Source organism: Paenibacillus sp. D51F (assembly GCF_053345695.1).
Window position 1 is genome coordinate 601572 of record NZ_JBKFAO010000001.1, and the last position, 26268, is coordinate 627839.

General features: G+C 47.8%; 22 protein-coding genes and 1 pseudogene. 5 read left to right on the forward strand and 18 right to left on the reverse strand.

Annotation, left to right across the window (positions count from 1 at the left end):
• Window positions 1-70: 70 nt before the first annotated feature.
• Complete coding sequence (locus ACLBWT_RS02865; protein ID WP_447661557.1) at window positions 71-319, reverse strand: hypothetical protein; 249 nt, start codon at window positions 317-319, stop codon at window positions 71-73.
• A 482-nt stretch (window positions 320-801) separates the two neighbouring features.
• Between ACLBWT_RS02865 and ACLBWT_RS02870 the strand changes: the two genes are divergently transcribed.
• The 3 genes and pseudogenes from ACLBWT_RS02870 to ACLBWT_RS02880 form a co-directional block, all read left to right on the forward strand.
• The gene (locus tag ACLBWT_RS02870) at window positions 802-1008 is read left to right on the forward strand and encodes a hypothetical protein (RefSeq protein ID WP_447661558.1); all 207 of its coding nucleotides are present in this window, start codon (window positions 802-804) and stop codon (window positions 1006-1008) included.
• Window positions 984-1520, forward strand: a complete 537-nt coding sequence (locus ACLBWT_RS02875; RefSeq protein ID WP_447661559.1) for a hypothetical protein — start codon at window positions 984-986, stop codon at window positions 1518-1520. Before ACLBWT_RS02870 ends, ACLBWT_RS02875 begins: the two co-directional genes overlap by 25 nt.
• Before the next feature lie 74 nt (window positions 1521-1594).
• Window positions 1595-1865: pseudogene (locus tag ACLBWT_RS02880) on the forward strand (transposase); the annotation flags it as partial.
• A 227-nt stretch (window positions 1866-2092) separates the two neighbouring features.
• On the opposite strand, the gene ACLBWT_RS02885 reads toward ACLBWT_RS02880, so the two are convergent.
• Entirely contained in the window at window positions 2093-3832 is a 1740-nt protein-coding gene (locus tag ACLBWT_RS02885; protein WP_447661560.1) for an ABC-F family ATP-binding cassette domain-containing protein, read from the reverse strand.
• Between the two features lie 237 nt (window positions 3833-4069).
• Between ACLBWT_RS02885 and ACLBWT_RS02890 the strand changes: the two genes are divergently transcribed.
• Window positions 4070-4705 (forward strand): Ger(x)C family spore germination C-terminal domain-containing protein, encoded by a 636-nt coding sequence (locus ACLBWT_RS02890; protein WP_447661561.1) that lies wholly within the window; start codon window positions 4070-4072, stop codon window positions 4703-4705.
• A 167-nt stretch (window positions 4706-4872) separates the two neighbouring features.
• On the opposite strand, the gene ACLBWT_RS02895 is transcribed toward ACLBWT_RS02890, so the two are convergent.
• The 12 genes from ACLBWT_RS02895 to ACLBWT_RS02950 all read right to left on the reverse strand — a co-directional run bounded on the left by ACLBWT_RS02895 (window position 4873) and on the right by ACLBWT_RS02950 (window position 18549).
• The gene (locus tag ACLBWT_RS02895; RefSeq protein WP_447661562.1) at window positions 4873-5757 is read right to left on the reverse strand and encodes a haloalkane dehalogenase; all 885 of its coding nucleotides are present in this window, start codon (window positions 5755-5757) and stop codon (window positions 4873-4875) included.
• Window positions 5750-6058 carry a luciferase domain-containing protein gene (locus ACLBWT_RS02900; protein ID WP_447661563.1) on the reverse strand — a complete coding sequence of 103 codons (309 nt, stop codon included), beginning with the start codon at window positions 6056-6058 and terminating at the stop codon, window positions 5750-5752. Before ACLBWT_RS02900 ends, ACLBWT_RS02895 begins: the two co-directional genes overlap by 8 nt.
• 25 nt (window positions 6059-6083) lie before the next feature.
• Window positions 6084-6545: a MarR family winged helix-turn-helix transcriptional regulator gene (locus ACLBWT_RS02905; protein ID WP_447661564.1), complete on the reverse strand. Its 462-nt coding sequence runs from the start codon at window positions 6543-6545 to the stop codon at window positions 6084-6086.
• Window positions 6546-7031: 486 nt separating this feature from the next.
• Window positions 7032-8030, reverse strand: coding sequence for a Gfo/Idh/MocA family protein (locus ACLBWT_RS02910; protein WP_447661565.1), 999 nt, complete (start codon window positions 8028-8030; stop codon window positions 7032-7034).
• Window positions 8027-8371 carry a cupin domain-containing protein gene (locus ACLBWT_RS02915; protein ID WP_447661566.1) on the reverse strand — a complete coding sequence of 115 codons (345 nt, stop codon included), beginning with the start codon at window positions 8369-8371 and terminating at the stop codon, window positions 8027-8029. Before ACLBWT_RS02915 ends, ACLBWT_RS02910 begins: the two co-directional genes overlap by 4 nt.
• A gap of 157 nt (window positions 8372-8528) precedes the next feature.
• Complete coding sequence (locus tag ACLBWT_RS02920) at window positions 8529-10628, reverse strand: alpha-galactosidase (protein ID WP_447661567.1); 2100 nt, start codon at window positions 10626-10628, stop codon at window positions 8529-8531.
• A gap of 121 nt (window positions 10629-10749) precedes the next feature.
• Window positions 10750-12942 (reverse strand): alpha-L-rhamnosidase-related protein, encoded by a 2193-nt coding sequence (locus tag ACLBWT_RS02925; RefSeq protein WP_447661568.1) that lies wholly within the window; start codon window positions 12940-12942, stop codon window positions 10750-10752.
• Between the two features lie 194 nt (window positions 12943-13136).
• A complete protein-coding gene (locus ACLBWT_RS02930; RefSeq protein WP_447661569.1) occupies window positions 13137-14642 on the reverse strand; it encodes an ABC transporter substrate-binding protein in 1506 nt (501 codons plus the stop codon).
• A 95-nt stretch (window positions 14643-14737) separates the two neighbouring features.
• The gene (locus ACLBWT_RS02935) at window positions 14738-15610 is read right to left on the reverse strand and encodes a carbohydrate ABC transporter permease (RefSeq protein WP_447661570.1); all 873 of its coding nucleotides are present in this window, start codon (window positions 15608-15610) and stop codon (window positions 14738-14740) included.
• A gap of 26 nt (window positions 15611-15636) precedes the next feature.
• Window positions 15637-16575 (reverse strand): ABC transporter permease, encoded by a 939-nt coding sequence (locus ACLBWT_RS02940; RefSeq protein ID WP_447661571.1) that lies wholly within the window; start codon window positions 16573-16575, stop codon window positions 15637-15639.
• A gap of 73 nt (window positions 16576-16648) precedes the next feature.
• A complete protein-coding gene (locus tag ACLBWT_RS02945; protein ID WP_447661572.1) occupies window positions 16649-17512 on the reverse strand; it encodes a sugar phosphate isomerase/epimerase family protein in 864 nt (287 codons plus the stop codon).
• Window positions 17513-17541: 29 nt separating this feature from the next.
• Window positions 17542-18549: a LacI family DNA-binding transcriptional regulator gene (locus ACLBWT_RS02950; protein WP_447661573.1), complete on the reverse strand. Its 1008-nt coding sequence runs from the start codon at window positions 18547-18549 to the stop codon at window positions 17542-17544.
• A 1167-nt stretch (window positions 18550-19716) separates the two neighbouring features.
• Between ACLBWT_RS02950 and ACLBWT_RS02955 the strand changes: the two genes are divergently transcribed.
• Window positions 19717-21309 (forward strand): M2 family metallopeptidase, encoded by a 1593-nt coding sequence (locus ACLBWT_RS02955; RefSeq protein ID WP_447661574.1) that lies wholly within the window; start codon window positions 19717-19719, stop codon window positions 21307-21309.
• Between the two features lie 151 nt (window positions 21310-21460).
• Here the strand turns inward: ACLBWT_RS02955 and ACLBWT_RS02960 are convergent, their stop codons facing one another.
• From ACLBWT_RS02960 to ACLBWT_RS02975, 4 genes are all read right to left on the reverse strand, one after another.
• Window positions 21461-22315 (reverse strand): DUF4405 domain-containing protein, encoded by an 855-nt coding sequence (locus tag ACLBWT_RS02960; protein ID WP_447661575.1) that lies wholly within the window; start codon window positions 22313-22315, stop codon window positions 21461-21463.
• A gap of 273 nt (window positions 22316-22588) precedes the next feature.
• Window positions 22589-23713, reverse strand: a complete 1125-nt coding sequence (locus ACLBWT_RS02965; protein WP_447661576.1) for an NADH-dependent flavin oxidoreductase — start codon at window positions 23711-23713, stop codon at window positions 22589-22591.
• A 1213-nt stretch (window positions 23714-24926) separates the two neighbouring features.
• Window positions 24927-25274 carry a hypothetical protein gene (locus ACLBWT_RS02970; RefSeq protein WP_447661577.1) on the reverse strand — a complete coding sequence of 116 codons (348 nt, stop codon included), beginning with the start codon at window positions 25272-25274 and terminating at the stop codon, window positions 24927-24929.
• Window positions 25210-25563, reverse strand: coding sequence for an NAD-dependent epimerase/dehydratase family protein (locus tag ACLBWT_RS02975; RefSeq protein ID WP_447661687.1), 354 nt, complete (start codon window positions 25561-25563; stop codon window positions 25210-25212). The genes ACLBWT_RS02970 and ACLBWT_RS02975 overlap by 65 nt, the downstream gene beginning before the upstream one ends.
• Window positions 25564-26268: the final 705 nt, after the last annotated feature.

Genomic DNA, 26268 nt, shown 5'->3' on the forward strand with positions numbered 1-26268 from the left:
AAAAAGGCATTCCGGAACAGCGGAAGGTAACGAAGCCCCTCCGCTATCCGAAATGCCTTCATGCCGCCGTTTAGATGATCGATACGCCCGCGCTGGCAAAGCCTGTGACGGCTTGAACGAGCACAGAGCAGGCTGCAGCGATTGTGTAGACCAAGAGCAGGCGATTGCCCGCAGCTACAGGCACCGCCAACCCCGTTGCGGAGCCGGTGCTTATCGAGCCTACCGCGACGGCTCCCATGAGTGCAGGCGCCAGCGTAACCGCCGTTTCCGCGAGCGGGGAGAAGATGTTGCTTCCAGCCGGGGAGCTGTACAGCTGCACGGTTAAAGTCTATACACGGTGCCTCGCTTTTTTTGTACAGAAAATAAAGGACTTGGGATGCGGAATAAGGAGGAAGGAAACAAGACTATGCAAATTCAAAATAGGATTGAAATGTAATTGGGCCGTTTATCCTATTGTAGCTAGTCCAGTTAAGTCTGCACTTCTCCAAGGGCCTCTAGGGTCACTATCTGGATTAGAAAACTTGTCCAAATCCCTCAAGCTGCCTCTGAGAGTTGACAAATTACTCTTCTGCCATAACAGATACATTTTTCGGGGCACCACCTTACATATACAAAGTACCCCCGGCCTGCCGTTTCATGCCCCAATCCTTACACAGTAAGACTTGTGTTCGTCAAATGCTGACGATTCACAAGTCTTTTGTTTTTTCATTGGGGATGACGTTGGTTTGCCTTGCGGAACCGTTATCAAATGATTATCGTAAGCAACTATAAAGAATGCCAAGCGAAAGGTGTGCGATGGAAATGGAACAGATCAGAGAAGAATTAAGTGTGATGTATATGGAATACTGGAACCGGTTGAAAAACACACTGGTAGACAGGAAAGTTGACTTGCCTAGCTTGTCTAAGCCCTTCCTTATTGATGCGGTTGGGCCTTATCAAGAAGCTTCAGTAAAAATACTGTTTGTGGGAAAGGAAACTTGTGGATGGGAACATACATTGATCTCGTGAATCGGGAGCCATATGATGCGATCGACGACTTACAGAATGATTATATCCGGTTCAGACAGGATGACAAATGGGCTCATACGCCTTTCTGGAGAGCATGCAAGCTCATCCATGACAGGCTCAACCCGGATGGTCCGAAAGACGGTTACATGACCAGCAATCTGATCAAGCTCGACCAGAACAAGACAAGACCGTCCGTTGAGGTTGAAGAGATCATCTGCAACCATTTCCCATTGCTTCCATATGAGATCAGTATACTGAGGCCGGATGTTGTTCTCTTTTTTACCGGTCCGTATTACGATGACAGATTGCAAAAGACATTTACCGGAGCTGCTCTGGAGACAGTAAACGACTTGCCTTCTAATCTTCTATGCCGGGTCGTCCATAAGAAGCTCCCGTATCATTCTTACCGCACTTATCATCCCGGTTACTCGTTACGCGGCAACAAAGCAAAGGCTGTCAAATTTGATCCGGTGGCCGATACTATCGTCAATCGTGCAACAACAGCACAATAATCTGTTCAAGACCAGCGAGCCAGGAGCCATCCTCGGTTCGCTTTTTTTATGCCTTCTATTCCACTTGAAAGGGCAACTGGCCTGAGCTCGCGACATTCTTCAAGTATCCACCGGAAATCCGTAAGCTCATCTACACCACGAACATGATTGAAAGCAATCACCGGCAGCTCCGCAAGGTCACCAAGGGCAAGAGCATCTTCCCGAAGACGAAGCCCTGCTCAAAATGCTCTATCTGGCGACCATGGACGTTGTCCGGAAGTGGACGGGCCGAATCCAAAACTGGGACAGATTCTCCTCCAGCTCCCCGTTTTATTCCCCGATCGCATCGGCCAGCATTTACGCTAAGGCTTCACTGTCGGTGAGTTTACACAAAATTCTTGACAGACCCACAAGTTTCTTGATTCCGCGATTGCTAATAAAAAATAAATGAGCGTGGCAACGTTTATGGACGGTTGCCGCGCTTTGTCTTTTTTATTGATCCTTTTCCACCAAGATCATGTCTCATCGTTGAACTCGGACTCATTCACTTCAGCAATATTCGCTGCAACTCATTTCAATCAGAAGGTTGAAATTTAAAGCAACTTAATCAGCTCTTCCAGCTCATCAACCAATACTTTTGCATGTTCAAAATCAGCAGCTTTTAAAGCCATTTCTATTTTCATTTCAATGGATTTTTTATTTTGTTCCGTTTCTAAATAGTCTCTATCAAAATGACTAGCGTAAATCATCTGTCTAAATTTTCGCATGCTCATTTTTCTAATCGTCTTATCGTCAATGATTAAAACATAATCCATGCCATTTACGACCGAATAGAAATCATGAGAAATCATGAGAATCGCACCTTTATAGTCTTCAATGGCTTTCTCCAGTGCTAGTTGTGAATAGGTGTCCAAATGGCTTGTCGGTTCATCAAGAAGCAATACGTTTGCTTTACTGGCAGAAACTTTAGCCAATTGAAGCATATTTTTTTCTCCACCCGATAAAGATTCTATCTTTTGATTAAGGATTTCTCCTTCAAAGCCAAAGCTTGAAAGATACGATCTAATCTCATCATACGTATTAAACCCAGCATCGATGAATTCTTCTAGTATTGTATTAGAATCCTTCAGCATTTCGCCTTGAATCTGAGATAAATAGGCCACTTTAACATCAGCATGTATTTCAATGGAATCATGATTGTTTTTATAGATATCTCGGAGCAAAGTCGTTTTACCGGTACCGTTCGAACCAATAATGGCTACTTTATCCGTAGATTTTATCTCAAAGCTAACCTTATCCAAAAGCAGCTCATCAAAGGCAACACGATAGTTAGTGACATTTACAACCATGGTGTCTTCCATTTCATTCTCAATACCAAAATTAATATTCGGTTGCTTAATATCAACAAATGGCGCTTTAATTCTACGAGCTTCAAATCTTTCTTGAAACTTAACTCTAGCTTTTAGCGCTTTCCCTCTAGATGCTTCTGAATTATAAGTTGCGATAGCTCTAAGATTATTGATTATGTTCTCGTTTCTCTCCATTTCTTCATCATCGGCGATTGCGAGTTCTTGCAACTCGATTTTTTTCTGAAGCAAGGAGAAGTTATAATCGATATATCGCCCATCAAACTCTTGGATCTCCGTGTTTTCAAGGTGGATGATTTTGTTGAAACAATGATTCAATAGATATCGGTTGTGCGTAACAACCAGCAGTGTTCCTTTGTGAGAATTGATCAGATTTTTAAGCGCATTCAGGTTTTCAAAGTCTAAAAATACATCTGGTTCGTCCATAATCAACAAGTCTGGACTCCTAAGCATTTCCTTCATCACTTGAATAAGTTTGAATTCCCCACCGCTCAGGTCGGATACCCTAAGATCTTTTAGCTTCATGAGGTTAGCTAGATTTAGTTTCTTATTGATTTTGCTTTCAAAATCCTCCCCGCCGATTGAATCAAATGCGTCTAAAGCTAATTGATACTTTTCTAATAACGAATCAATATCCGATGATGTTTCCATTTCAGAACAAATAGAAGTTATTTCATTTTGTATCTTAATATATTCTTCCCCAATATATTCAAAAACCGTTGTTTCTTTCGTTTTGTCTAATTGTGAGAATTGACTTACATATCCAATTCTGCAAGTCGGATCTATTTCCAGCATGCCCTCGAACAAATATCTTTCCGGATCCATCAGTATATCTATCAGCGTACTTTTCCCACTGCCGCTTGTTCCTATAAAAGCGCAATGTTGTGCCTCTTCAAACGTAAATGAAATGTTTTTATATAGTTCTTTTTGCGGAAATGAAAAGGATAGTTTATCAACTTTTATCATCGTATGACCCTTCTTTATAACTAAAATAGTGACTATTACTAGATGTATTGCAAAAACATAGATTTTGAGTTTACCGTTGTTAGAGTAACACTGTTTACAACCAACTTCAATCGATTTGTATCCCATCCCTTGTGGGTCAGAGTTCCATGTTACCTCCTTAACTGTCCTCATAAAAGCGCCGGAATGGAACCCATTGAGAAGGTGCTCGATGCCAAGCCGATAACGGGGAGCTCTTCCATGGCAACAATGCTATATCAACCCAAAATCACCTATCAAATGCATTCACTTCTTGAACCCGTAAAAATGCAGCAAGTCATACGTTCCCTTGGCGAACAATATGAAACGATTTTAGTCCCGCAAATCAAAATGAATGAAAGCTGGATGAAAGGTGGTGAAAAGGAGGATGTGGCTGTCATGAATGGTACAGTTGCGATCACACAGGGTAATTCCCCGCATTCCTTCACAGAAAAGCAAGTAATAGGGGTGCGCTGGCTTGATAGGCATTTAAAGCAAGCTAATCTGGTCATTGATGAGAGTAAGGAGAAAGCGACCCTATTATCGTTAAGCAACCCTAAAGTAAGGCGAAGTTATCACAGGGAAGGTCAATGGATTGTCGTCGATTTCACAGTGAAGACAAAAGGATTTATTCGCGTACAAAAACAAAAAATGACACTCACCGCGCTTGCAAACAAAGCTGAAACGATAATTGAAAAGGAGATCCGAGAAACATTCGATACGTCTAATAAACAGGGTGTCGACATTTATAATTTGAAACTAGGCTGTTATCGGCAAAAAATGAAGCCAAGCGATTTAATAAAGCTTGGGAACATTGACGTCAGGGTTATAATTGAAACCGGTATGCTTAAAAGGTAAGTTGATCGTTTTAAGGAGTAATTCCGACCGGGAGTTGAAACTCCACAGCCCTCACATCACATCCAACCATATTCCACCCCGATGACTGCGAGCCGCATGGTGAACCGGTTGAAGGACGGGACGAAGATCGTACGCATGTACGGGAGACCGAGAAGCCTATTTTAAGCTTAAAGTGAAACCAGATTTTCCAACCATACGGCAAGCGCTTCGCCAACTTTATCGGGTGCGTCTTCTTGGGGATAGTGGCGACCCGGCACAATAACTTCGGTCTGCGATGGCCATGTACGGCAGAAATCGATGTGGGATTGCGGCAATAAGCCGGGGTCGCATTGAATGAATAGTTTGGAGACAGTGCTTTGCGCCAGCCATTCTCCATTATCATTGACAATCTTCGTTACATCAGGCGGGTTTCCGTCGAACGGAAGCTGGCGTGCCCAGTTGAGCGTAGGACGTCGGCTCTCGCCCGGTTCCAGGAACGGCCGGCGGTACTGTGCCATTTCTTCATCAGTCAGCTTGCGTAATATGCCTGCCGGCAGGTTATACTCGATGAACGAACTTTGCTCCAGCACCATTCGTTCTCCTTCCGGCGTCAGAAGCGCCTGAAAGATCTTGCGTCCATTCTCCGGAATTTCACTCCAACTGCGTGGTTTAATAATCGCCTCCATGTACGCGATGCCCTTGACTGCGCCGGGATGGCGCTTCGCCCAATCGAAACCCAGCACTGATCCCCAGTCGTGCACCACGAAAGTCACACGCTCGCTCACGCCAAGCTGTTTGAGCAGCTCGTCGAGGTAGCGGCGGTGTTCGATAAAGGCGTACGCGTGAGGTCCGCTATCCGGAAGCTTTGCGGAATCGCCCATGCCAATCAGATCCGGCGCAATGCAGCGGCCGAACTTCTGAGCATAAGGAATGATGTTGCGCCAAAGATAGGAAGATGTGGGATTGCCGTGTAAGAAGACGATCGGGTCGCCGCTTCCTTCCTCCACATATGCCATCTCCAGACCGAATATTGGTTTGCGCTTTTTCTCATAAGGGAATGCCTCGTTAATCATTTTGCATCGCACCCTTCAATTTTATTTGATCATATTTAGAACGCGCGATATCGATGGCATGAGCGACATCTTGCTCGGTATTCAAATAAACGGATACCCAACCTGAATCAGGATACATATGATGCGGCTTTGCCTTCCCTTCTTCAATCCGCCGATTGCGTTCAGATTTCGGCAAAAGAAGGTCGAACAAGCGGTTGCCGTGAGTATGCCCGATTTCCATTCCGTTCAGCTGAAATTCCTCCCCTCCGAACCGATGAGGATGCTTGGTAACGCCAGCCCAAGTCAACAGCTCTTCCGTCAAGTCTGCTTCCCCGTACCCGCACATATTACATCTCCTCCTGTTCGGTCAGATTGTGAAGCACAATTTTCAACAAGCGTACCAACAAGTCATACTCCTCATCGGTAATACCTTTCTGGGTTTTGTTCTTAACACGAGCCAGGGCTTCCTGTACCTTAGGTACCACCATACGTCCCGAATCCGTCAAATAGAGAAGATGATAGCGGTTGTCGGCGGGATCGGCTTCCCTCCGCACGTAACCTTCTGCTTCCAGCTTTGCAATTGCCTTGGCGGTAGTCGTTTTGTCAATGAGCAGTTTCTCGCTTAGCGCCTTCTGCGTGATTGGCTGCTGAAACGCAATCGCCATCAAAAAAATGTACTGCCCGCTTCCGATTCGATAGGGCGCCAACTCCGCTGAGATCAATATCTGCATGTGTCGGTATATGGCTGAGATGTATTGTCCGTGCGATTCCGCCGCGCCCTCGTCATTCTTCCTCCCATGCTCACTCATTTGATCACCTCCTTTTAATAGGGTGTTATTGCAACTAATTGTATGATATGCTGAATAGGATGTTATTGCAACTATTTTTTTTAAGACTTACCCGCTGGCAGTTTATCGCCTCTTCGATTTCCCCCCGACCTCCGCCAAAAAACTTGCCGTTACTCGTGTTCACCGTATCACAAGTAACGGCGAAAAATGGCACCCAGATTGGGGGCCATTAATGATGGAGCGACCGGTCTTGTTTGGGATCGACGACCAGTTTTTCGTAATTGGGCGATGTGCCTGCTGGGAATTGTAGAGGATGCAAATTCTTCATCCAACACTCAAGATATCGATCTGCTGCTTCAAGGGACGAAGACGATAAACGAAAATCTGGGCAGCTATCGGACGGCTTAACCTCCATAGAGGCAGGAATGCGGAAAGGGCAAGCCGGAGCGACGCAAATTGCAGATGGAATGAAATTGGTTTATTCATCGCTCACGTTATGGATAAAAGCTACAATTGTATTTCTCTGCCCAAGATGGATGATTCGCTTGTCGCTAAGAGCGCCTTGATCGTATTTAAGTTGTCTCTCCCGGAAGTAGCGGGCTCTCTGTTTTCTCGGATCGACTGAGCAAACTCGAACAGTACGCCGTGAATGCTCTCATGCTCGGGGATCTGCGTAGGAATTTTAGTTAAGGTACCATTACTGTCAGCGACATAAACCCCATAACCCTCACCAAGATCATCCATATAAATTACACCGTGATCGAACTGCAATCTCCATTTTCCTTCCCATGGTAACCGTGGTCCCCTAGCCAATAAACTGCTCGTATAGAAGAAAGGAACACCTTTCTCCGTTTGGTAGACTGCGTGGACATTAGGGTCACCTTTGTATCCGCTGTTCAAATAGTTCCACGTCCTGCCCCAAACACTCACAATATTGCTTTCCAGCAGGAACCGGATCATGTCAATGTGATGTACGGACATCTCCATCAGAATAAAATTATCCATCTCGCGTTGATAGCCTTTACCTTCATGATTAATGAAGAATTCAGTATTAACAAATCGCATTTGCCCTAATGAGCTTTGATCAATGGTTTGTTTTAAAGTAACCACAGGTGAAACAAAGCGATAATTTTGGCTGATCATTATAATCCGCTGTTTATCTTCTGCAAGCTGCACCAATTCCACAGCATGTTCCATAGACAAAACGAACGGTTTCTCGATGAGCACATGAAGGCCTTGCTCAAGCGCTTCTTTGGCAATTTCATAGTGACTCGGAGATATCGCGGTAATAAAGACGGCGTCCGCCTCTCTTGTACTGAAAGAGTACTTGTAATCTGTGTCCAGCAGTTCACTGGATAGGCCATGCTCACCTGCAAAGTCCTCCAGTGCAGCCATATTCAAATCAACAAGCCCTGCATATTCAAAATCAACTGACGGAAGGATAAAATTGCTTCCTACACCTCTGCCATGAGCACCAAGTCCGACTTGAATGATTTTTAGGATCATTTCGTGGCCTCCTTTGAACGGTGCAAATGACCCGACCGGCCCTCGGGCGGCATAACACCATAAATATAAATGGCAGTCATTTGTTCGGTTACAATGAGCGAATGCTCCTGTCCCCGTTCGGTAAGCACGAGATCCCCTGGACCGATTTCATAAGTGTCACCTTCTGTTGTGCAGATCCCTTTCCCGCTAACGATGATCCAATATTCGTTACAGTCATGATAATGAAGTTCTACCACGTCGCCGACCTTCAAATAAGTAATCCCATAATGACTCAACTCACTCCACGAAGGAAATAAGCTCGAATCCTGTTTTTCTATTCCTATAACCGGCAAGCCTTTCACCTCTCAAGTCGAATTGTGAATCCCTTTTCATCCATCTATTTTGTCGCGGCTGAAAAGTCCAGGCAGATTCTGCGGAGGGATACCTGTTGTACCGAACATGCCTATTATTCACAGAGGGTTCGAGGACAGCGATTCCTTCTCCATTCTTATATCGGGACTACAGGCTTCCGCCTATTCGCTTGATCACAAGCAGTTCGGATTCCTCTTCCTCCAGATCGGCGAAGCGGATTCCGTACGCCATCAGTTCGCGGCCTGAGCGGGTCGATCGCTTACCGCCGTCGACGGTGCCTACTTGGTAAGAAGCGTCCGGATCCAGATGCTTCAGACGGATTTCGCGCGACTCTGGCGACCGCGGCAGCCGGAAGGTGAACAACAGATGCTTGTCCTCGCTCCCCAAGCTGTATTGGAACGCCGCCCAGCGTTCGCCGCCTCCTTCCCGTAGCGGCTGCCCGGTCAGCCGGTACAAATCCGCCTCGCGCACGAACATCCTCACGGTTTCCTTGTACACCTTCACATGATCGGCAATCCGCCGCCGCCAGCGCTCCGGCATTTCCGACAGCTTCTGCGAGAAACCGAACCCCCTGAGCATCGAGATCCTCGTATAATAGTCGAACCGCTTCTCCGTCAGCAATGGATCGCGCGGATTGAACGTCTGTGAAGGATGGTCGCCGCGCCATTCGGAATAGCTCCAATGCAGGCAGGCATCCGGCGCCAGCATCGCCACCGCGCCCCAGAACACCTGAAGACTGTGCTCCGGCCAGTCCGGGTCGCTCAGGAACGTCAGATGCGTATGTCGCATCATGCCAAGATCGATGCGGAGACCTCCTGATGAGCAGTTCTCTAGGATGATATCGGGATACCGCTCCCGGATTCTGTCCAGAACCGAATAATAACCGGTATAGTGCTCGTACAGGCCATCGCCAGGACCATGGCCATGATCCGTGCAGTTGCAGCCGGCCTGGGGGTCCAGGTTGAAGTCCAGCTTCACCCAATCGCAGCCATAGTCCGCAATCAGCCGGTCCAGTGTCTGGAACGCCCATTCCCGCGCCTCCGGATTGCCGAAGCAGACATAACCAAGCGGCTCGCCGTCCCGCCGCGCCACAAAAGCCGGGCTGCGCTCTCCCAGCGAGGACAGCTTCCCCGCCGCCTCGATTTCGCACCACAGACCGAACTTCAGGCCTAGGCCATGGATGCGGTCAGACAGGGGACGGATGCCGCCCGGGAACCGGGCCGCGTTGACAAGCTCCCAATCCCCCCGATAATCGTACCACTCCGTTCCTGGCTCGGAAGGCCCGAACCATCCGGCGTCAAGCGTGACGACTTCCATGCCTAGGCTGGCCGCCGATTCGGCATTCTGGCGGAAATTCTCTTCGTTCACGTCCCGATCCTCGTAACTCCACCAATGGTTCCACTCCACCGGCAACGAACGCGAGAACGCATTGTGCGGGTACCAATGCTTCCGGCCAACCCGAGCGAACTGAACGGCGGTCGTATCCGGATCGCCCGAATTTCCGAGGGCCATTGCGGCATGAACGCTCCCGAATTCACCGCCCGGCTGGAGCACTTTGGCGAATTCCCAGTCATGAAGGCCGCCACTGATCCGGTAACCACCCTCGGCCTTGGCCTCCCCGCGCATGACCCAATTGCCTGACCACATCGGGGAAACGGTCAGCAGCTGCCCGCTCCCGTCCATGCGGTACAGCGTCATCCATGGATGCGTCCCCTTCGACGAACGGCCAAATCTGGTTTCCAGCATAAAGCCGCCGGCGAGAGGCTCGCTTCGGGGCTCAAACTCGGCACCCCAGTCGCTCGCGTAGTACTCGACCCTCCACTCGTCTCTGGGCAGCGGAAGAACGAAGGAATCGATGCGCCCGATCGTCACCGGATTGCCGGCGGCGTTCCTGATATCCATCCATTTTTCGACGAGAGCAGTATTTTCATAGATAAGGTAATAGCATACGATGTCTAGCTCCTTCGGCTCATACCGGAGGCTGATGGCAACGGAACGGACACCGAGGGCAGACGCCGTGTCCTCGACTCCGGTCGTCGTCATCCCGGGGGATGTCCCGTCGATCGTCACCCCGTCGCATACCAATGCGAACTCGCAGCCTGCCGCTTCCACCTGATCGTCCAGACGGACAAGAGGTGAGCCAGGCCGTCCGTATTCGCGCAGGGACAAGCCCTTTTCCACGTTTAATCTGTACGTCATCTTGTCTGTCGATAAATCGATGATACCATTCGCCGGAATCATGGCCATGCACTCCTCTCCAAGCTTATCTAACAAACCGGTATTCTGCGTATGGGATCGATCGTATACCGCACTCCCCGGTCGCCCTTGATGGAATAGTGTCCAAAACGCCGCGAGCACCTTAATAAAATCAAAGCTGGGCGGTTATGCTCGACTCACAGCTTGTTACGGATTTCCCGTTCCAGGATACGGTCACTTCTAAGCCTGACACGTTCCGGATCTCCGCAAATAACCGACCATTGTCTGATTTCACGGAGATGTCGACGTTCGCGTTGCCAACCCGGGCGTTTCTTAAATGAATCCATTTGCCCTCCCAAGAGGAAGGAATGTTAGGCTGAATCACAAGCTGATTTTTATACGCCTCAGGCTGCAGCCCAAAAAAGTGAGATACGATTGGGACAGCCACCGCGTAAACGGTCCAAGCTTGCACCACGCATCCGTAATCGGGGGACATCTCGCTCATCGACCCTGGCAGCACCTTTGAAAACGTACGGAACATGCGCTTAAGCAAATCAAGAGACGCTTCCGTATTGCCGTACTTCGCCTCCGCAACCGCGTGCACGCCCGTGCTGATCGTCATTGTCCCTTGTTTAAGGCTGCCAGACAAATACGCTCCATACTCGCCAATAAAATCATCGTTTCTCATATTGACAATCGCACGTTCGCCTTTTTCCCTGTCCGCAATCCCAGCCTCCATCGGCGTAGATATCACCCAGTTTTTGTTGATGATCCAACCGCGATCCGCATTCTCGTCGTCCGTTTCTTCAAGCATCCTTTCGAGATAGGCGCGGTAATCGGCCGCTCCACGCTTTTCGGCCAGAGAAACCATGAACTCCACCTTCGGCAAGATATCTTTCTTGGGAGCGACTGCATCAGAGTACAAGCCTTCGCGTTCATTCCAATACCTATCATTCACCGCTCTGACGATGCGCTCGGACAGTTGAGTATATTGCTCCGCTTTCGCCTCGTCGCCGAGTTCTCTGCTCATGAAGGCAGCAGCCTGCACCGCTTTCGCCGTATACACGGCCGAATCGATTAGCTCCATATTCAAACCGGCGATTTCGATAATGCCGTATCCCGAAGGCAGCAGATCGCCGTCCGGATCCATTTCGCCCAGCAGCCAGTCAATGCCCTTCACGCAATACTCGAAATTTTGCTCCAAAATGTTCCGGTCTCCGGTCCAGCGGTATAATTCCCAAACTAATGCGATATAGTGAGCGGTTTCCTGCGTATTTCCCGGATTACTGACGGCGCCCATAGTCGTAACTTCGTGAACGATCCGGCCGTTGCCGTTCGCTTTGACTGAACTATCAAGTATAAGGCGGGCCGTATCCTTGGCAAGCTGGTGATCCCCGATCGCAAGTACGCCCTGGATGGAATATGAATTGTCGCAGCCGAACCACCATGGATATGTCGGGGAACCGGCCGTCAATCCTCTGCCGATGCCATCCACCTGCTGCACAAGCCATTGATTGTTCCATTTTACCCAGGCAAAAATGTCGTTGATGTCCGGTTCGCCTTCCACCTCAAGCTCCGCTCGTTCCCGAATCGCTTCGCTTGCGCGCATTTTCGCTTCCAGCAGCTCATCGAAATTCCCTGAAATGACCGAGTATGTACGCTCGCACTCCTCTCTCGAAGCATACGAGCCGGCAATTAACAGATGGAATGTCAACTGCTCCTGTGGCTGCAACGTAACGGCCGTCTCAAATTTCACGCCCCGACCGTTCCCGCTCGTAAATTCCGGACCGTACAATTGCCCGCTGTCGAACTGCTCCCCCGGCAGATCGGTGCCGATGAGCGCGAACCAATCATGGTCGCAGTCCTTCGCGATAGCAAGCCGGTTCGACACTTTCTCGATAACATCTTCTTGGCCGTCATGTATCCCCATACTCTCAGAAAACCAGACCGGGCGAAGATCGGTCCGCGCAAGCAGCTCCAGCCTCAGCCGTGTCTCGGTTTGCGAGTAGTTGAATATATCATAGCGGGTGATGAATCCCTTCTCCTGCTCGGGCGCAAACTGCGTGCGCTCCATCGACACGGGAATGTGTCCGAGATTATGGCCGTAGCGGAACTGGTTCCCCCACGGATGGGAAATAAACTCGTCCGCTTTGGACCAAACGGATATATCTCGGTCCAAGTCCGTAATTCGAAGCCAGTAGCCGTCCAATAGCTTGATCGGATGCAGCCAAACCCCGCCCATCTCATTTGCGATGTGATGTCCGAAATCCGGAAAATATCCGTCTTGCGTGCCGATGACCTTCATATATTCACCTGCCGTGAGATACATGTTGAACGGGTGTCTGCTTTGCTTCTCGATATTCATCCTATGGTCCTCCCTTGATTTTCAGATGTTCAGGATCTCCGAAACGTTTTGGAAAATAGATGAAAAACCAATCCGCCATCGCTCATCGTCAGCGGTGGTTTATTAGATGACATTGGGCTTCGCCTGTATAACGAGTGTGGGCATCCGCAAAAGATGCCCACACTCGTTAAATATAGGTAGTTATAGATTCGCAACTATTTCTGGTTCACATAAGCGTTGATTTGATTTTGAGTCTCTTTTATAACATCCTTCAACCCTGCTGCTTCTAACTTTTTCACAAGTTCGCCTTTTACTTTGTTGTAGTCCGTTACACCCATGCCCAGGTTCGGAATATATTCACCCATGATAGCTCGAATGTTGCTGACTTGAGATTTAATTTTGCTTTGATCCAAAGTAAAGCCGACAAAAGGCGTGACTTCCGAATTTTCGTCCCAAGTCTTCAATGCTTCAATATCTTCTTTCGGGTAGTTCGTAGAGAAACGGGCAAGACGCAGGTCGTTCCACATCCATACATTCGCATTGTACTTGTTTTCATCCGAAATGGTTGAGACATCAACCGCATTGTCAGCCAACTTGTAGTTTACGCCTTCTACTCCATAGGACCAAAGATCGTAGTTCGCCTGGTCTTTTTTAATCCAGTTGATTAGAGCCACCGCTTCGTTCGCATGCTTGCTCGTGCTTGGAACCGCCAACATATTGTCTCCGGCAGAGAAAATGTAGCGAGTCTTGGGTTCCAGATAAACGGTTTCTACTTTTGCACCCGGAACGTTTTTCGTGAGCGTGTCAACTCGTTCCGATGCTCTGAAAATATTGGCGGCTAATGCAGCAACCTTACCGTTATCAAATCCATCTTCTCCATTATAATCAGCCTCGTTAAACAGCCATCCTTTGTCTTTCCATTCTTTCTTCTTTGCGATAGCTTGGGCAAAGGCATCGGAATCCAAGAACGATTTCACGGTGTACGTATTATCGGTCGGATCGATATAAAGCGGGTACTGGCCACCGTCACCGATCGGGAAGTAGTAATTGGCGTATACCGGGAACAACTCCTGGATGTTGTCTCCTACTATCGGATGCATATCGGGCTCATTTTTTTGAATGGCGTCAAAATAAGCTTCCAAGCCCTCTACTGTCGTGATTTTCGAAATGTTATACTTCTCCCGCAAGTCGCCGCGAATATCATATACATTATTGAATCCCGTCATCGGAATGGCTCTTGGGACTGCATACTGCTTGCCTTGAACTTGACCGCCTTTGATGACATAATCAGGTGTGTTTTTCAACAGATCACTGGCGTTCTTTTCCAGATCAATAGGCTGATATACCTTCTTCGCTACCAAGTCAGACAACGTGGAGCTGTGTGCCCATGCCAAATCGTAAGCGGTTCCACCAGCAATATTCAGGGCCAGTTTATTCCAAAAATCGTCGAGATACTTAATATCGACTTCAATGTTCAGCCCGTCCGCTTTAAGCTTTTCGTTAATCGCTTGCAAAACGCTCTTTTGTGCTGGAGATTCTTGACCTGGGAAGGCAGCTGTCAGTTTTACAACTTTGCCTCCATTGTCTGCACTGGTACCGTCGTTGACGCTCGAATCATTCGATCCCGCCTGATTACCGCCCGTATTGCTGCAGCCTACAAGCATAGCCACTGATATCAGAACTGCAAACAGAGCTGAAACCGGTTTTTTAAAGGCTTTCATCTTACTTCCTCCTTTTTTTGTAAAGCTAATATTGAAAGTTTTTATACCGATTTTGTGTTCAGTATAAAAAACTTCTTAAAACCAAGGAATAGAGCTTATCCTTTGACTGCGCCGATCATGATTCCTTTGACGAAATAGCGCTGGATAAACGGATACAAAAGGATGATGGGCCCGATCGTTACAAACATGGTTGCTATCTGAAAAGTCTCTGCCGGAACTTTCATATCACCCAAGGTTCCGGTTTCCCGGACAAGATTAATGATGGATTGAATCCGGTACAGCATGAACTGAAGCGGGTACATATTGGGATTATCAATGAACCACAACGCACTCGCCCAATCGTTCCAATAAGCCAAACCAATGAACAAGGTAATCGTCGCAATTATTGGCTTTGACAACGGAATGATGATACCAAGAAATGTTCTCATGACTCCGGAGCCGTCGATCTCCGCCGATTCGATCAGTTCGGATGGAACGGTCATAAAATAATTACGCATCAAAAATACGTTAAATGGAGCTACTAGACCAGGCAGTATTAACGCACCAAATGTATTGTGCAAATGCAAAATCTGCGTGGATACCAAATACCAGGGCAGCACACCCGCGCTGAAAACCATTGGAATGTAAAAAAACATAGCGACGACATTTTTGTATTTGACCCGCTTGACCGACATTGCATAACCTGCCGTGCCGCAAATGAGCAGCGACAACACCGTCCCGACTACTGTAACCAAAATCGAAACCCCAAAACTCTTGAAAACATACTTGCTGTTAAAGACCGCTTCATACGCCACCCGAGAAAACTCACTCGGAATGAGCTGAAACCCATGGTCCAAAATACTCTTTTCACTGCTGATTGAAGCCATAAATGTGAGAATAAGCGGGTAAATGCATGCGACCGCAAAGATGAAGAGATAAAGATGCATTATGAACTGCATGATATAACCGCTAGGCGATAGCTTCCGCATCCGGCCTCCTCCTTCCCATCACCGCTTTAGAACAACGCGTTATCTTTGTTATATCGCCTTACCAAGGCGTTGGATCCGAAAACCAATATGAATCCTACTACGGACTGATACAAACCGACTGCGGCTGTTGTCCCGAAATCAGCTGCCTGCTTGACCGCCCGGAAAACATAAGTATCGATGACATCCGTTCTTTCGAATAACAGTCCGTTATCCCCGATGATGGCATATATGGTCCCGAAGTCGCCGCGTAAAATGCCGCCGATGCTTAACAGTGTCATGATGATAATTGCAGGAGTCAGCATGGGCAGTAAGATGAGCCTGATTTGCTGCCAACGATTCGCTCCGTCAAGCGACGCCGCCTCAAACAAATGATCATCTATACCTGTGATGCTGGCAAGGTAGACAATTGTGGAATAGCCGGCTGCCTGCCATACGTGAGCTCCGATAATAATCCAAGCCCACGGTGCCGGATTCTGTGACCACTGGATCGGGTCTTGCCCGAAAAGCCCGAGGATTTGGTTTGCGATCCCGTTTTTGTCCGAGAAAGCGATTTGCGTCACAAGCTTGCCGATCACGACTGCAGAGATGAAATAGGGCAGAAACATAAGATTTTGATAAATCTTGCTGGCAATTTTCAATCTGAGCTCATTTAACAGGATTGCTATAAGAACACTGACTAACGTTGTCCAAAAGATATAATTCAAATTGATAAAGATGGTGTTGAAGGTTGTACGGAATGCATAAATGCTCGTAAAATAAAACATGAAATTGTCAAAACCAACAAAAGGACTTCTAAATTTATCCATAAAATTAAAATCCTGAAAAGCTATAATAATACCCGGCAACGGTAAATATGAGAATAGAAAAAGAATGATTGCAGCTGGTAACATCATCAAATAATAGGGATAGTTTCGTTTCATTTCATGAACAAATCCGTTTTTTTTCTTATCGATCGTCCTCTTCATTCTATCTAAGCACCTCCCAAAGTTGAAACGATTCCTCAAAACGTTTTGGAAAATAGCGGGATAAAATTAGTTGTCAACGAAACAGCAATTTATTCATAAATTCAACTGTGAATCGTACACCTTTATCGCCAAGTTCGCCGGTCCACACATCGGAATGCGGTTCGACGCTCAAGCCACCGTCATAGCCTACACCATACAAAATCGCCATGAAGGCCCCCCAATCGGTTTGGTCCAAGCCTGCCGGCGGATCGTCGAAACGCTCGCCTTCAATGATCACCGAGCCTTTGATGTGCACATGAAGGAACCGCCCCCCCCATTCCTTCATTTCCTTCAAGTAGTCTTGTCCCGCATACCGCGCGTGTGATGGATCGTATTTGATGCCGAGCTCCGGCAGATGTCCGTGAATCAGCCTCCAGGCCATATCATCGACGACGAAATTGTTCCAGTGGCAATTGTAGGTAGCGATTCGCACGCCCTTAGCTTTACCGTATTCAATCAGCTTCGAGAAAAATTCGATGGCCGAGGTCACGTTCTGGTAGAGGGACCGTTCCTCAATATAGTTGCATCCGCTTACAAAAACCGGACAGTCAAGCTCGCTTGAAGCGTCGATCAATGCATATGCCGCCTGAAGCTCCTCTTCGATTATACTGCCGTCTTTTGCAATCCGGTCCGGACCCCAGCGTCCGATTGATCCGACCGCCACAGCCGTACGCTCGCTTGCCTCTTTCAATTCCGCAGCGCGTCTCGCAAACTCCTTCGCGTCATTTCCAACATTAATGCAAAATTCCACAAACTCCAGCCCTAACCGCTTGGCGTATTCGAAGCTCTCCAGATTCGGCGAAGCGATGATGCCTAGTTTCACAGTAACCGTCTCCCTTAAAATGGAATTTTCCGAAACGTTTTCAAAAACAATAATCCGAAACGTTTTCAAAAACATTAAAATGAACTTCGCTTCTCATCGGCCTTTCAAAGCTTTTTCGTGCTTTCCCGTATGATAAGCTTGGATGACATAACGCGCGTGTAGCCGGATGAACCGTCCAACATCTCCAACACCATATTGACGGCGGATGTCCCGATTTGAAACCGGTCCAGTTCGATTGTCGTCAACGACGGCTTCATGATTTTGGTGATCTCGATTCCGTCAAAGCCCACAACGGAGATGTCATCGGGGACTTTATATCCCAGCTCGGAGGCTTTGGTGAGCATTCCGTACGCCATCAAATCTGAGGCGCAAAACACGGCCGTCGCATTCGGCCTCCTCGCTATCAAAGCTTCGAAGGCTCTCCCGCCTCCTTCGATTTCAAAATCCGCATGCGCGGTATTCTCTTCATCGTATTGCAATCCGTTCTTCTCAAGCGCTTTCTTGTAGCCCTCCAGCCGATGCTGGCTGACTACCGCCTCCCGATGACCGTTGATAAACAGAATGTGCTGATGACCGTAATCGATCAAATGTTGAATCGCGGACATCGAGCCGCCGACATCGTCGTTGATAACGCTTCCAACATTGTCAGAAGCAGCCGGAACATCGAGCAATACGGTCGGGACCTCCGCATGGACGGCCTGCTCAATGTACGGGTCGTCGATTTTAAGCCCCGCTAAAATAACACCGTCGAAGCTTCGCTTGCGGCACAGCTCCTCATAGCGCAATTCCCTCTGCTGCTGAGAGCTCGTGCCGAACAAAAACACGTCATAATTGCGCGAGGTGGCCTGCTCGTTCACGCCGCAAATGACATCAAACAAAAAATGATGCCCGCTTCTTGTCGTTAAATTCGAAACGATCAGACCGATCGTATTCGTTTTCTTCAACACCAGGCTTCGTGCCGATGAATTCGGTTGATATCCCAATTGTTTCGCGATTTTGACAATCTTCTTATGGGTATTCCTATTGACGTCTGAATGATTGTTTAATGCTCGCGATACGGTGGTAATGGAACAACCTGCTAATTTAGCAATATCTTTTATTGTCGCCGCCATATCTCTCACCTGTTATTCCGAACGGATCCGTTATATTTTTGAAAACGCTTCCAATGAAATTTTAGCATACTGTTCTTTTTTCTGTCAATCATTTCTGATAACGTTTCGGATCATAAACGTTTTAGTTGAATAAACACTTAGATGTCCCTGTTTCTCATGACGCTCCATACCATTTCTTAGTCAACAAAGTTATTCCAATGGCAGTTAAGGCAGAGATGGCGACTCCATTCGGAGCCTCATATTCGATTCACATGAAGCGTTGCTGAAGTAGGACAGCTCTTCGAAATAATTGACGCCGCATTCGAAATTCGGGCATCCGAGTTCATCCGCCGTGCCGATCAGACGGTATGAGAGTTGCAGCTCCTCCTTCACGATTCCGCGATTATCGATCCGGTCGGGCCTCATCCAATCGAGCTGACCATTACTCGATGTTGATTCAGAACTCCAGAAAATTGAGGCTGTTCACCAGTGCTTGATGAAAGCTTACCCCTCGGGAGTTGCTATGACACCCAGCGTCATGGTGAATCCTCCTATGGCGTGTCTTCAAACTACAGGTCTAGTGTAATTCTTGTAAAATAAGAGAATTACCGCGAAGAAATTTGTTTTAACGTTTCCGCAAGTTCCGTTGATCTACCGTCGTACAACTCGTCTTCCCATCCTGGATTTTGAATAATAGGAGAGCGTAAGCGGATGACCCCGTGTAATGGCGTAAAGCGTCTCCGGACGGAAATCGTTGGTGCCCCCGTGACGCTCCGCAAACGTCGCGCAGTCCGGAAGGTCAAAGGCTTCCAACCGCATAAGATGAATCGCGCCGCCAGCCCAGGGGAGCCGTTCAATCCTCGGTAAGCCCAACTTTTCCTATTTTCTTACATGTCAATTATGTTAATTCATTATGAGGGAGGGCTCTCCATAATCAAGGCTAATTTTACAATAAATTTGCCCTCAAGTCGTTCAGACAATCTCAATCCAATGTTACGTTGTGTCGATTGAATGTTATCTAGGACTTCCCGATCAATAAGCTTGATGGTATTGTTCTTGAATCCATAGCATTCCTCTTTTTTTAACTGCTGACCCATTTTATTGATAAACATTTAAAGGTTTAAGAATATTCATGTCGAATTCCTAATAATGTATAAAGGTATTTTGATACAGAAAGGTTGCGACCATTTGGAAACCCTACAAACTTTCCTTAATGATTTCAATAAAAAAATGCAAGAATTATACAAAACCACTGCCGAAACAGCCTGGATGGCCCAAACAACAGGGGACTCTGAATGGGCTGAAAAACTAGGCGAAGCTGACACAAAGTACAATCTGTTATTCTCTTCAAAAGAAACATTCGAAAAAGCAAAACACTTTCTAGCAATGGAAAACATAACGGAAATTGAAAAACGACAGCTTCAACTTTTACTAAACGAAATGGAGGGCAACCAACTCCCTGAAGATGTGATTGCAGATTTGGCAAAACGCGCTTCTGAACTAAATATATTATTTAACACTTATTCACCTAAAGTGGATGGGAAAAAGTATTCTGCCAATGATATTCGAGAGGTATTGTTAAATAGTGATGACCTGGAATTACGCAAAAAAGTATGGTTTGCTAGTAAGGAAGTAGGTAAAGTTGTAGAAAAGGATCTGCTGGAGCTTGTAAAGAAGCGCAATGAAGCTGCACAACTACTTGGTTATGATAACCATCATCAAATGGGCTTTGCGCTACAAGAACTTGATCGTAATGAGGTATTTGCTATTTTCAACGAACTCATTAATCAATCAGATGAAACCTATCGTACGATGAAGAATGAACTTGATGATCGTTTAGCAACTAAATTCGGGATTAATCCAGAGGATATTCGCCCTTGGCATTATGTTGATCCCTTTTTCCAGGAGGCACCACCGTCAGATTCAACCAATCTAGATCGTTTTTACAAGGAACAAGATATCGTTCAGATTACAACAAATACGTTTAGCTCATTGGGGCTTGATATTGATGACCTATATGAAAAAAGCGATTTATTCCCAAGAGATAAGAAAAATCCAACAGCCTTTTGCTTGGATGTTGATCGTGAAGGTGACGTTCGTGTCCTTTGCAGCTTAATGGAGGATGCCTATTGGATGGAAACAAATTTACACGAATTTGGGCATGCAGCTTATTTTAAATATGTAGACGCTAGCCTTCCATTCATATTACGTACCAGTAGCCACACCTTAACAACAGAATCAATCGCGATGTTATTTGGGAAAATGGGCAAAGACCCACGCTGGTTAAAGCGATTCTTACAGGTCGATGATGCAACCGTAAATGCGCTTGCTTCTGAATTAGAAAATTTCCAACAATTTCAAATGCTTATAGCAGTAAGATGGATTATTACCTTTGTCTTTTTTGAGAAAGAACTGTACGAAAATCCTGATCAAGATTTAAACGCTTTATGGTGGAAAACTGTCAATGAAATTCAGCTAATTACTCCTCCGGATAAAACTGATAACCCTGATTGGGCAGCAAAAATTCACTTTACACTCGCACCTGTGTACTACCAAAATTATCTCTTAGGCGAACTAATGGCAGCACAATTACTTCGCCATATTGAAACAAGAATTTCTCCAGAATTTTTTACAAAAGAAACTGGTGAAATGCTGATCAATGAATTCTTTAAACCAGCTGCACGCTATAACTGGAATGAAAAAATTAGCCGTATAACAGGCGAAAAATTAAACCCCGCTCACTTTGTTGAGGTTTATTGTAAAGCTCAGGTTAGACAATAGGAAAAGGATAGCTAGGCCTACATGGTCTAAGCTATCCTTTTCTTATCGTTTAATCGCACTTGCTTATGGTACGGTTCACCGCGCCGTCTGTAACGGCAAGTTTTAAGGCCATTCCTTAGGGAATGGCCCTTTCAAAACTATCAACTAACCCTTATTTCGGGTTTAAAACCGTCTTTTTCTTTCGGTATAAGCTTAATTTTTTCAGATAATGAGCTGCAATGATGAACACAGCCGTAATTCCGGTATAAGTCCAAATGACAGAAACGACGCTTACGTTACCTCCATTTTCCCCTCCATGGAATGGAGATTCAGGTTGACCTTCTCTCCCGGAAAGCTGCTTGTCTCCCTTCATTCCACCTCGTTCTCCGTTTTCGAAAACCTCTCTGCCCTGGAAATCGTCCCCGCCCTTGATTCCTGTTTGCTTCGTGTTTACTCCGAACGCCGAAACCGAGCTTTTTAAATGCGTAACATACGAAGTCTGATTGATTTGGTAAAGCCCGAATAGCAGAACAATCAATGTCAGGCCTTGTGCGACATACCTCAACCAAGTCCGACTCTTCTTTACGCTCGTCATTTTCTTGCACATGTTCACGACCCAGTGCCAATGCAGCCCGACATGGACCCCGATTAGCGCCAATACCAAGAAGGATACGGAAATATGAGTCATCTTAAACCAGCCCTCATTGCCCACGTTTATATTCGGAAATACGACATGGGAAACCATGATCCCGCTGACAATAATGAACGTCATGGAAATCAACAATAACAGGTTCAACGCATAACTTCCACGTATTCTCCAAGATAAACTGCGATCGAACATTTTTAAGGTGACCCTCTTCACCCAACTCAAATTCAGAAGAATATGAGTGATGTAAGCACCCGCAAAAAAGAGGCCCGATATTTCATGAAACGCTAACCCGCCTAAAACATTTTTATTAAAGAACAAGACGAACATTACACCCATGATAAGATCAAGAACAAACTTAACATAATTGATTTTTTTCATTCCGTTCCCCCTCCATATCCACCTAATGGAGTATGAGGCGAAAACCTTTAATGAATCTTAAATCCGTGTCTGCAAGGCTGTCGCAATTCCCCAAAAAACTTGCCGTTACTTATGATAAGGTTCACCGTAACATCTATAAGTCGAAGTTTAAGGGGCACCTGTTTGGGTGCCCCTTCTTAGACTACTGCGGGAGTTCCAATATTATAAAAAGTACCAAAGACCCCTGTCACCGTGTAGGTAAATTTATCGGTGCAGCCGGCTGCGGCGAAGCGTTCAGTCCACCACCGGGAACCAGCCCGGTGCGCCCATGATGCCCTGCCAGAGCGGATCCGGGATGACTAGCCGGCGCTGGTCCTGCTTGCTGAGCGTCGTAGCGATCTCGGCCTCCCGGCCTTCCGCGACCTTAGCGACCCAATCGGGCTCCATGATCAGCTCGCGGCCGAGGGCAACCAGAGCTGCGCCCGTCAGCAGCGCCTCCAGCGCTTCCTCGGGCGTATGCACGGAGCCGACGCCGATGACGGGCGTCCGTCCGCCGGCCGTATCTACAATCCATTGCAGCCGCGACTTGCTTTCGTCCGCCCCGACCCGCGGTTTGGACCCGAAGTCCATGAGCGACACATGGAGGTAGTCCAGTTCCCGGCCTGCGAGCACGTCGACCAGCTTCAACGTGTCGTCCATCGTGATGCCGTTCTCCTCCGGTTCTTCCGGCGAGAAGCGGTATCCGACGGCAAACGGCCGTTTGGCATGCTCGGCGACGACCCGCTTCACCTCCTCCACCACCTCGAGCGGAAACGTCAGCCGTTTCGCCAGATCCCCGCCCCAGCGGTCGTCGCGGCGGTTCGTATGCGGCGAGAAAAACTGCTGAAGCAGGTATCCATTCGCGCCGTGAATCTCTACACCGTCGAAGCCCGCCTCAATCGCCCGCCGTGCCGCCTCCCCGAAGTCGCGCACGATGTCTTCGATCTCTTCATCCTGAAGCGGCCTTGGCCTGACATTCCCGTTCTGTTCCGACGGTACGTCGCTCGCGCTTACGATATCTCCGTTCGGCACCAGCTCCGGCGGACACTGGCGCCCGCCGTGGAAAATCTGCAGCAGCGCCACCGCTCCTTTTTCCTTGATCGCGGACGCAAGACGCCGCAGGCTTGGGATCATGTCGTCGGTGTCGGCGCCGAACTCGCCGGCGAACCCTTTTCCGTTGCGGGTGACGTAGGTGCATGCGGTCACGACCATGCCGACGCCGTCGGCTCGGCGGATATAATAGTCGACCTCAGTGTCCGAAACTGTGCCGTCCGCATTCGACGACCAGTTCGTCATCGGGGCCATGACGATTCGATTGTTCAGCCGGATGCCGCTTCGCAGCGTAAAGTCTTCAAATAGTGGCTTATATTTGGGGTTCATGCGTAATATGTCCTCCCTATGGATGATTAGACCTCAACTAGGTTGCTCAACAACGGGAAAAGCATACGAAGATGCGAAGATGAAGAAAACACGATTAACAATCTAATCAGGAAACGATCCCGCGCAAATTCTGGAACACTCCGTGTTCAAGAAGAAAGCGCGGTAGATTTGCGCAAGAGAAGACCATTAAAGAACAAGAAGAAAGCCCGTCAAGGCAATCTCTTTGCCTTGACGGGCGTTTTCCTTATCTCACACTCGGATATATTCTTTTTCTAACTGAGTCCGGTTATGGAGCATCTCAACAAAACAAAAAGCTTCGGCGCAAGCCGAAGCCTTCTGACGGTGATTCTCCGTGTCTATGGCAAATACGTTCCTCCGAGCGTCAACGCAGATCATTTGCCCATGCGGGGCGTATCGGCGTAAACATCATACACAACGTCTACAGACAGACGACCATATCTCGATATTATTGTTGGTCTGGCAGACGTAATGCGTTAGCTGAAGCTTGCGCTTGATCTAAAAATTCCTCTGCTCGGGTCAATTGCTGCCGGGCCGTCTCCAAAGCTTGTGAATTTGTTGCCACATAAGATTCACTTATCGAGCTTATAGCCTGATTTAAAGCCGTTTGCGCCTCAGAAACCGCGTTAGATGCATGCTGCTCCAGTGTATTGCCGCTGTGCGGTGGATTTTTAGTTTTTATTCCTGCGACTGTATGGGAATATCCGGGCCCCACATTTCTCCGGCAATCATTTTTAGTATAAGATCCGATGCTTTGGAAAATCTAAGTTGATGAAAAAACGACTTTATTAATCTTGAGGCGAACGGACGCCACCTGCTGGGTGCGTTCATCAGTTGCTTAATAACTTGTTGCGGAGTTCACTGACAATCTGATAATTGGTTAAGAGGGATAAACATATCTCTATAGCACCTTCCTCCATCACTCTACAGTCCTCTATACACTTCTTGACATTCAAATTTTTCGCCGTCACTTGTGATACGGTTCACCGCTCTTGATCTTAAACTGTTCCCCACGTCAGCTTAACGACTGAGTATACTCTCGGTATGTTTGTTGTCCTTCCGGATAGCGACGCTCCTGGGCTACCTAGATTTATGTCTGTAAAGAAAAAAGTCCGCTTTTTATGCGGGCTTAATATTTCCAACCGTGTGCAATTGCTGCAACAGCTATCCTAATCGCACATATGTTATTTCCCCATCAATATCCCGGCACCCATCTCAAAACCCGTTTCGCCCGCTCATTACTAAACAACGGCTCCCGCCCCGTCAAATTCTTCATAAACTCCTTCACCTCGGGATAATAAATCTTCACCAGCTCCGCCGTATCCATCTCACTCAGCGTATCATCCCCGGTAAAATTCAGCATTTCCGCCCCCTCGATCCCCTCAGCTGTCAACGCAAGCACGCAATCCGCCGCTGCGTCTCTCAAATCAACATAACTCCAAAGGATCTTTTGAAAAGCCTCCGACCGCTTCATCGCCTCACGCAGATGAGCGTAATCTTGCGGAACCGCGATCAGGGAGAAGCGGAGGCTGACGGCCTCCACCCGCTACGGAGGCTGAACATGCCGCCGTCTGCTCGTTCAGCGTCTTGGACAGGCCGTATCCCTCCTGGGCGAAATGAGGATGATCTTCGTCGACTGGCAGATAAGACAGCGAAAAAGGCTTTTCCGCCCAAGCAAAGCCATAGCAGGAAGTGCTCGATCCCATGACGACTCGCTTGATGCCGAGCAGGGAAACCGCCTCCAGGATATTGAAGCTCCCGATGACGTTGTTGGTGAAAATATGGTTTTGCGGAAACCCGACCGGAGCCGGAATCGCCGCCAGATGAACGATGCCCTCCGCTCCGGAAGGCGCTCATCACCTGTCCTAAATCGTTCATGTCCACCTGAAGCTGCCTGCAAGGCAGCTTATCCGAGATGCGGCTATCCAGCGAAACGACGTCGAATCCGACTTCCTTCAACTGGCGCACGACCTCCGTGCCCAGCTTGCCGCTGCCGCCTCCTCTTCGCTTGTCCCCGCAGCTTCAATCCGATCTGTACAACTGCTTAAAAACCGTTGTGTAGAGCGGTTCTGCCTGGCTGACGTTCTTCGTCGTACTTGATTGCTCCCCTATTCCAAGGAAAAGCCGCCCTCAAGGCCGAACTAGCGTTCCATCTGCCTTGCGGTCCAGCGCGTAAGGATGCCGGGCGAGCTCGTAAATGGAGTCGGCGACGAAGTGTCCGCTCTCCAGTCCCTCGGGAACAGCTTGCGGATCCGGTGATCGCGGACCGTGTTGTCAATCATGCTGGAGATGGCGACAGAGCGCGAATCCCTCCCAGCGTCAGTGTCGTGTGAGCAGTTTAGATATGGAATTTCCTTCCATACATAGGGCGGATTTATCTTTCCCAGGGCAAATCAATACGGTTGATCCGTCTATCGGCTTGCACAATGAAAACGCTCTATTGTGAGGAGAACCGAGTCGTGATAAACTTTGTAAACGCGCGTCCATATCCTTCCATCCCGTGCGCGGAAAACCATGGAACCCATTCCCTCAATGTC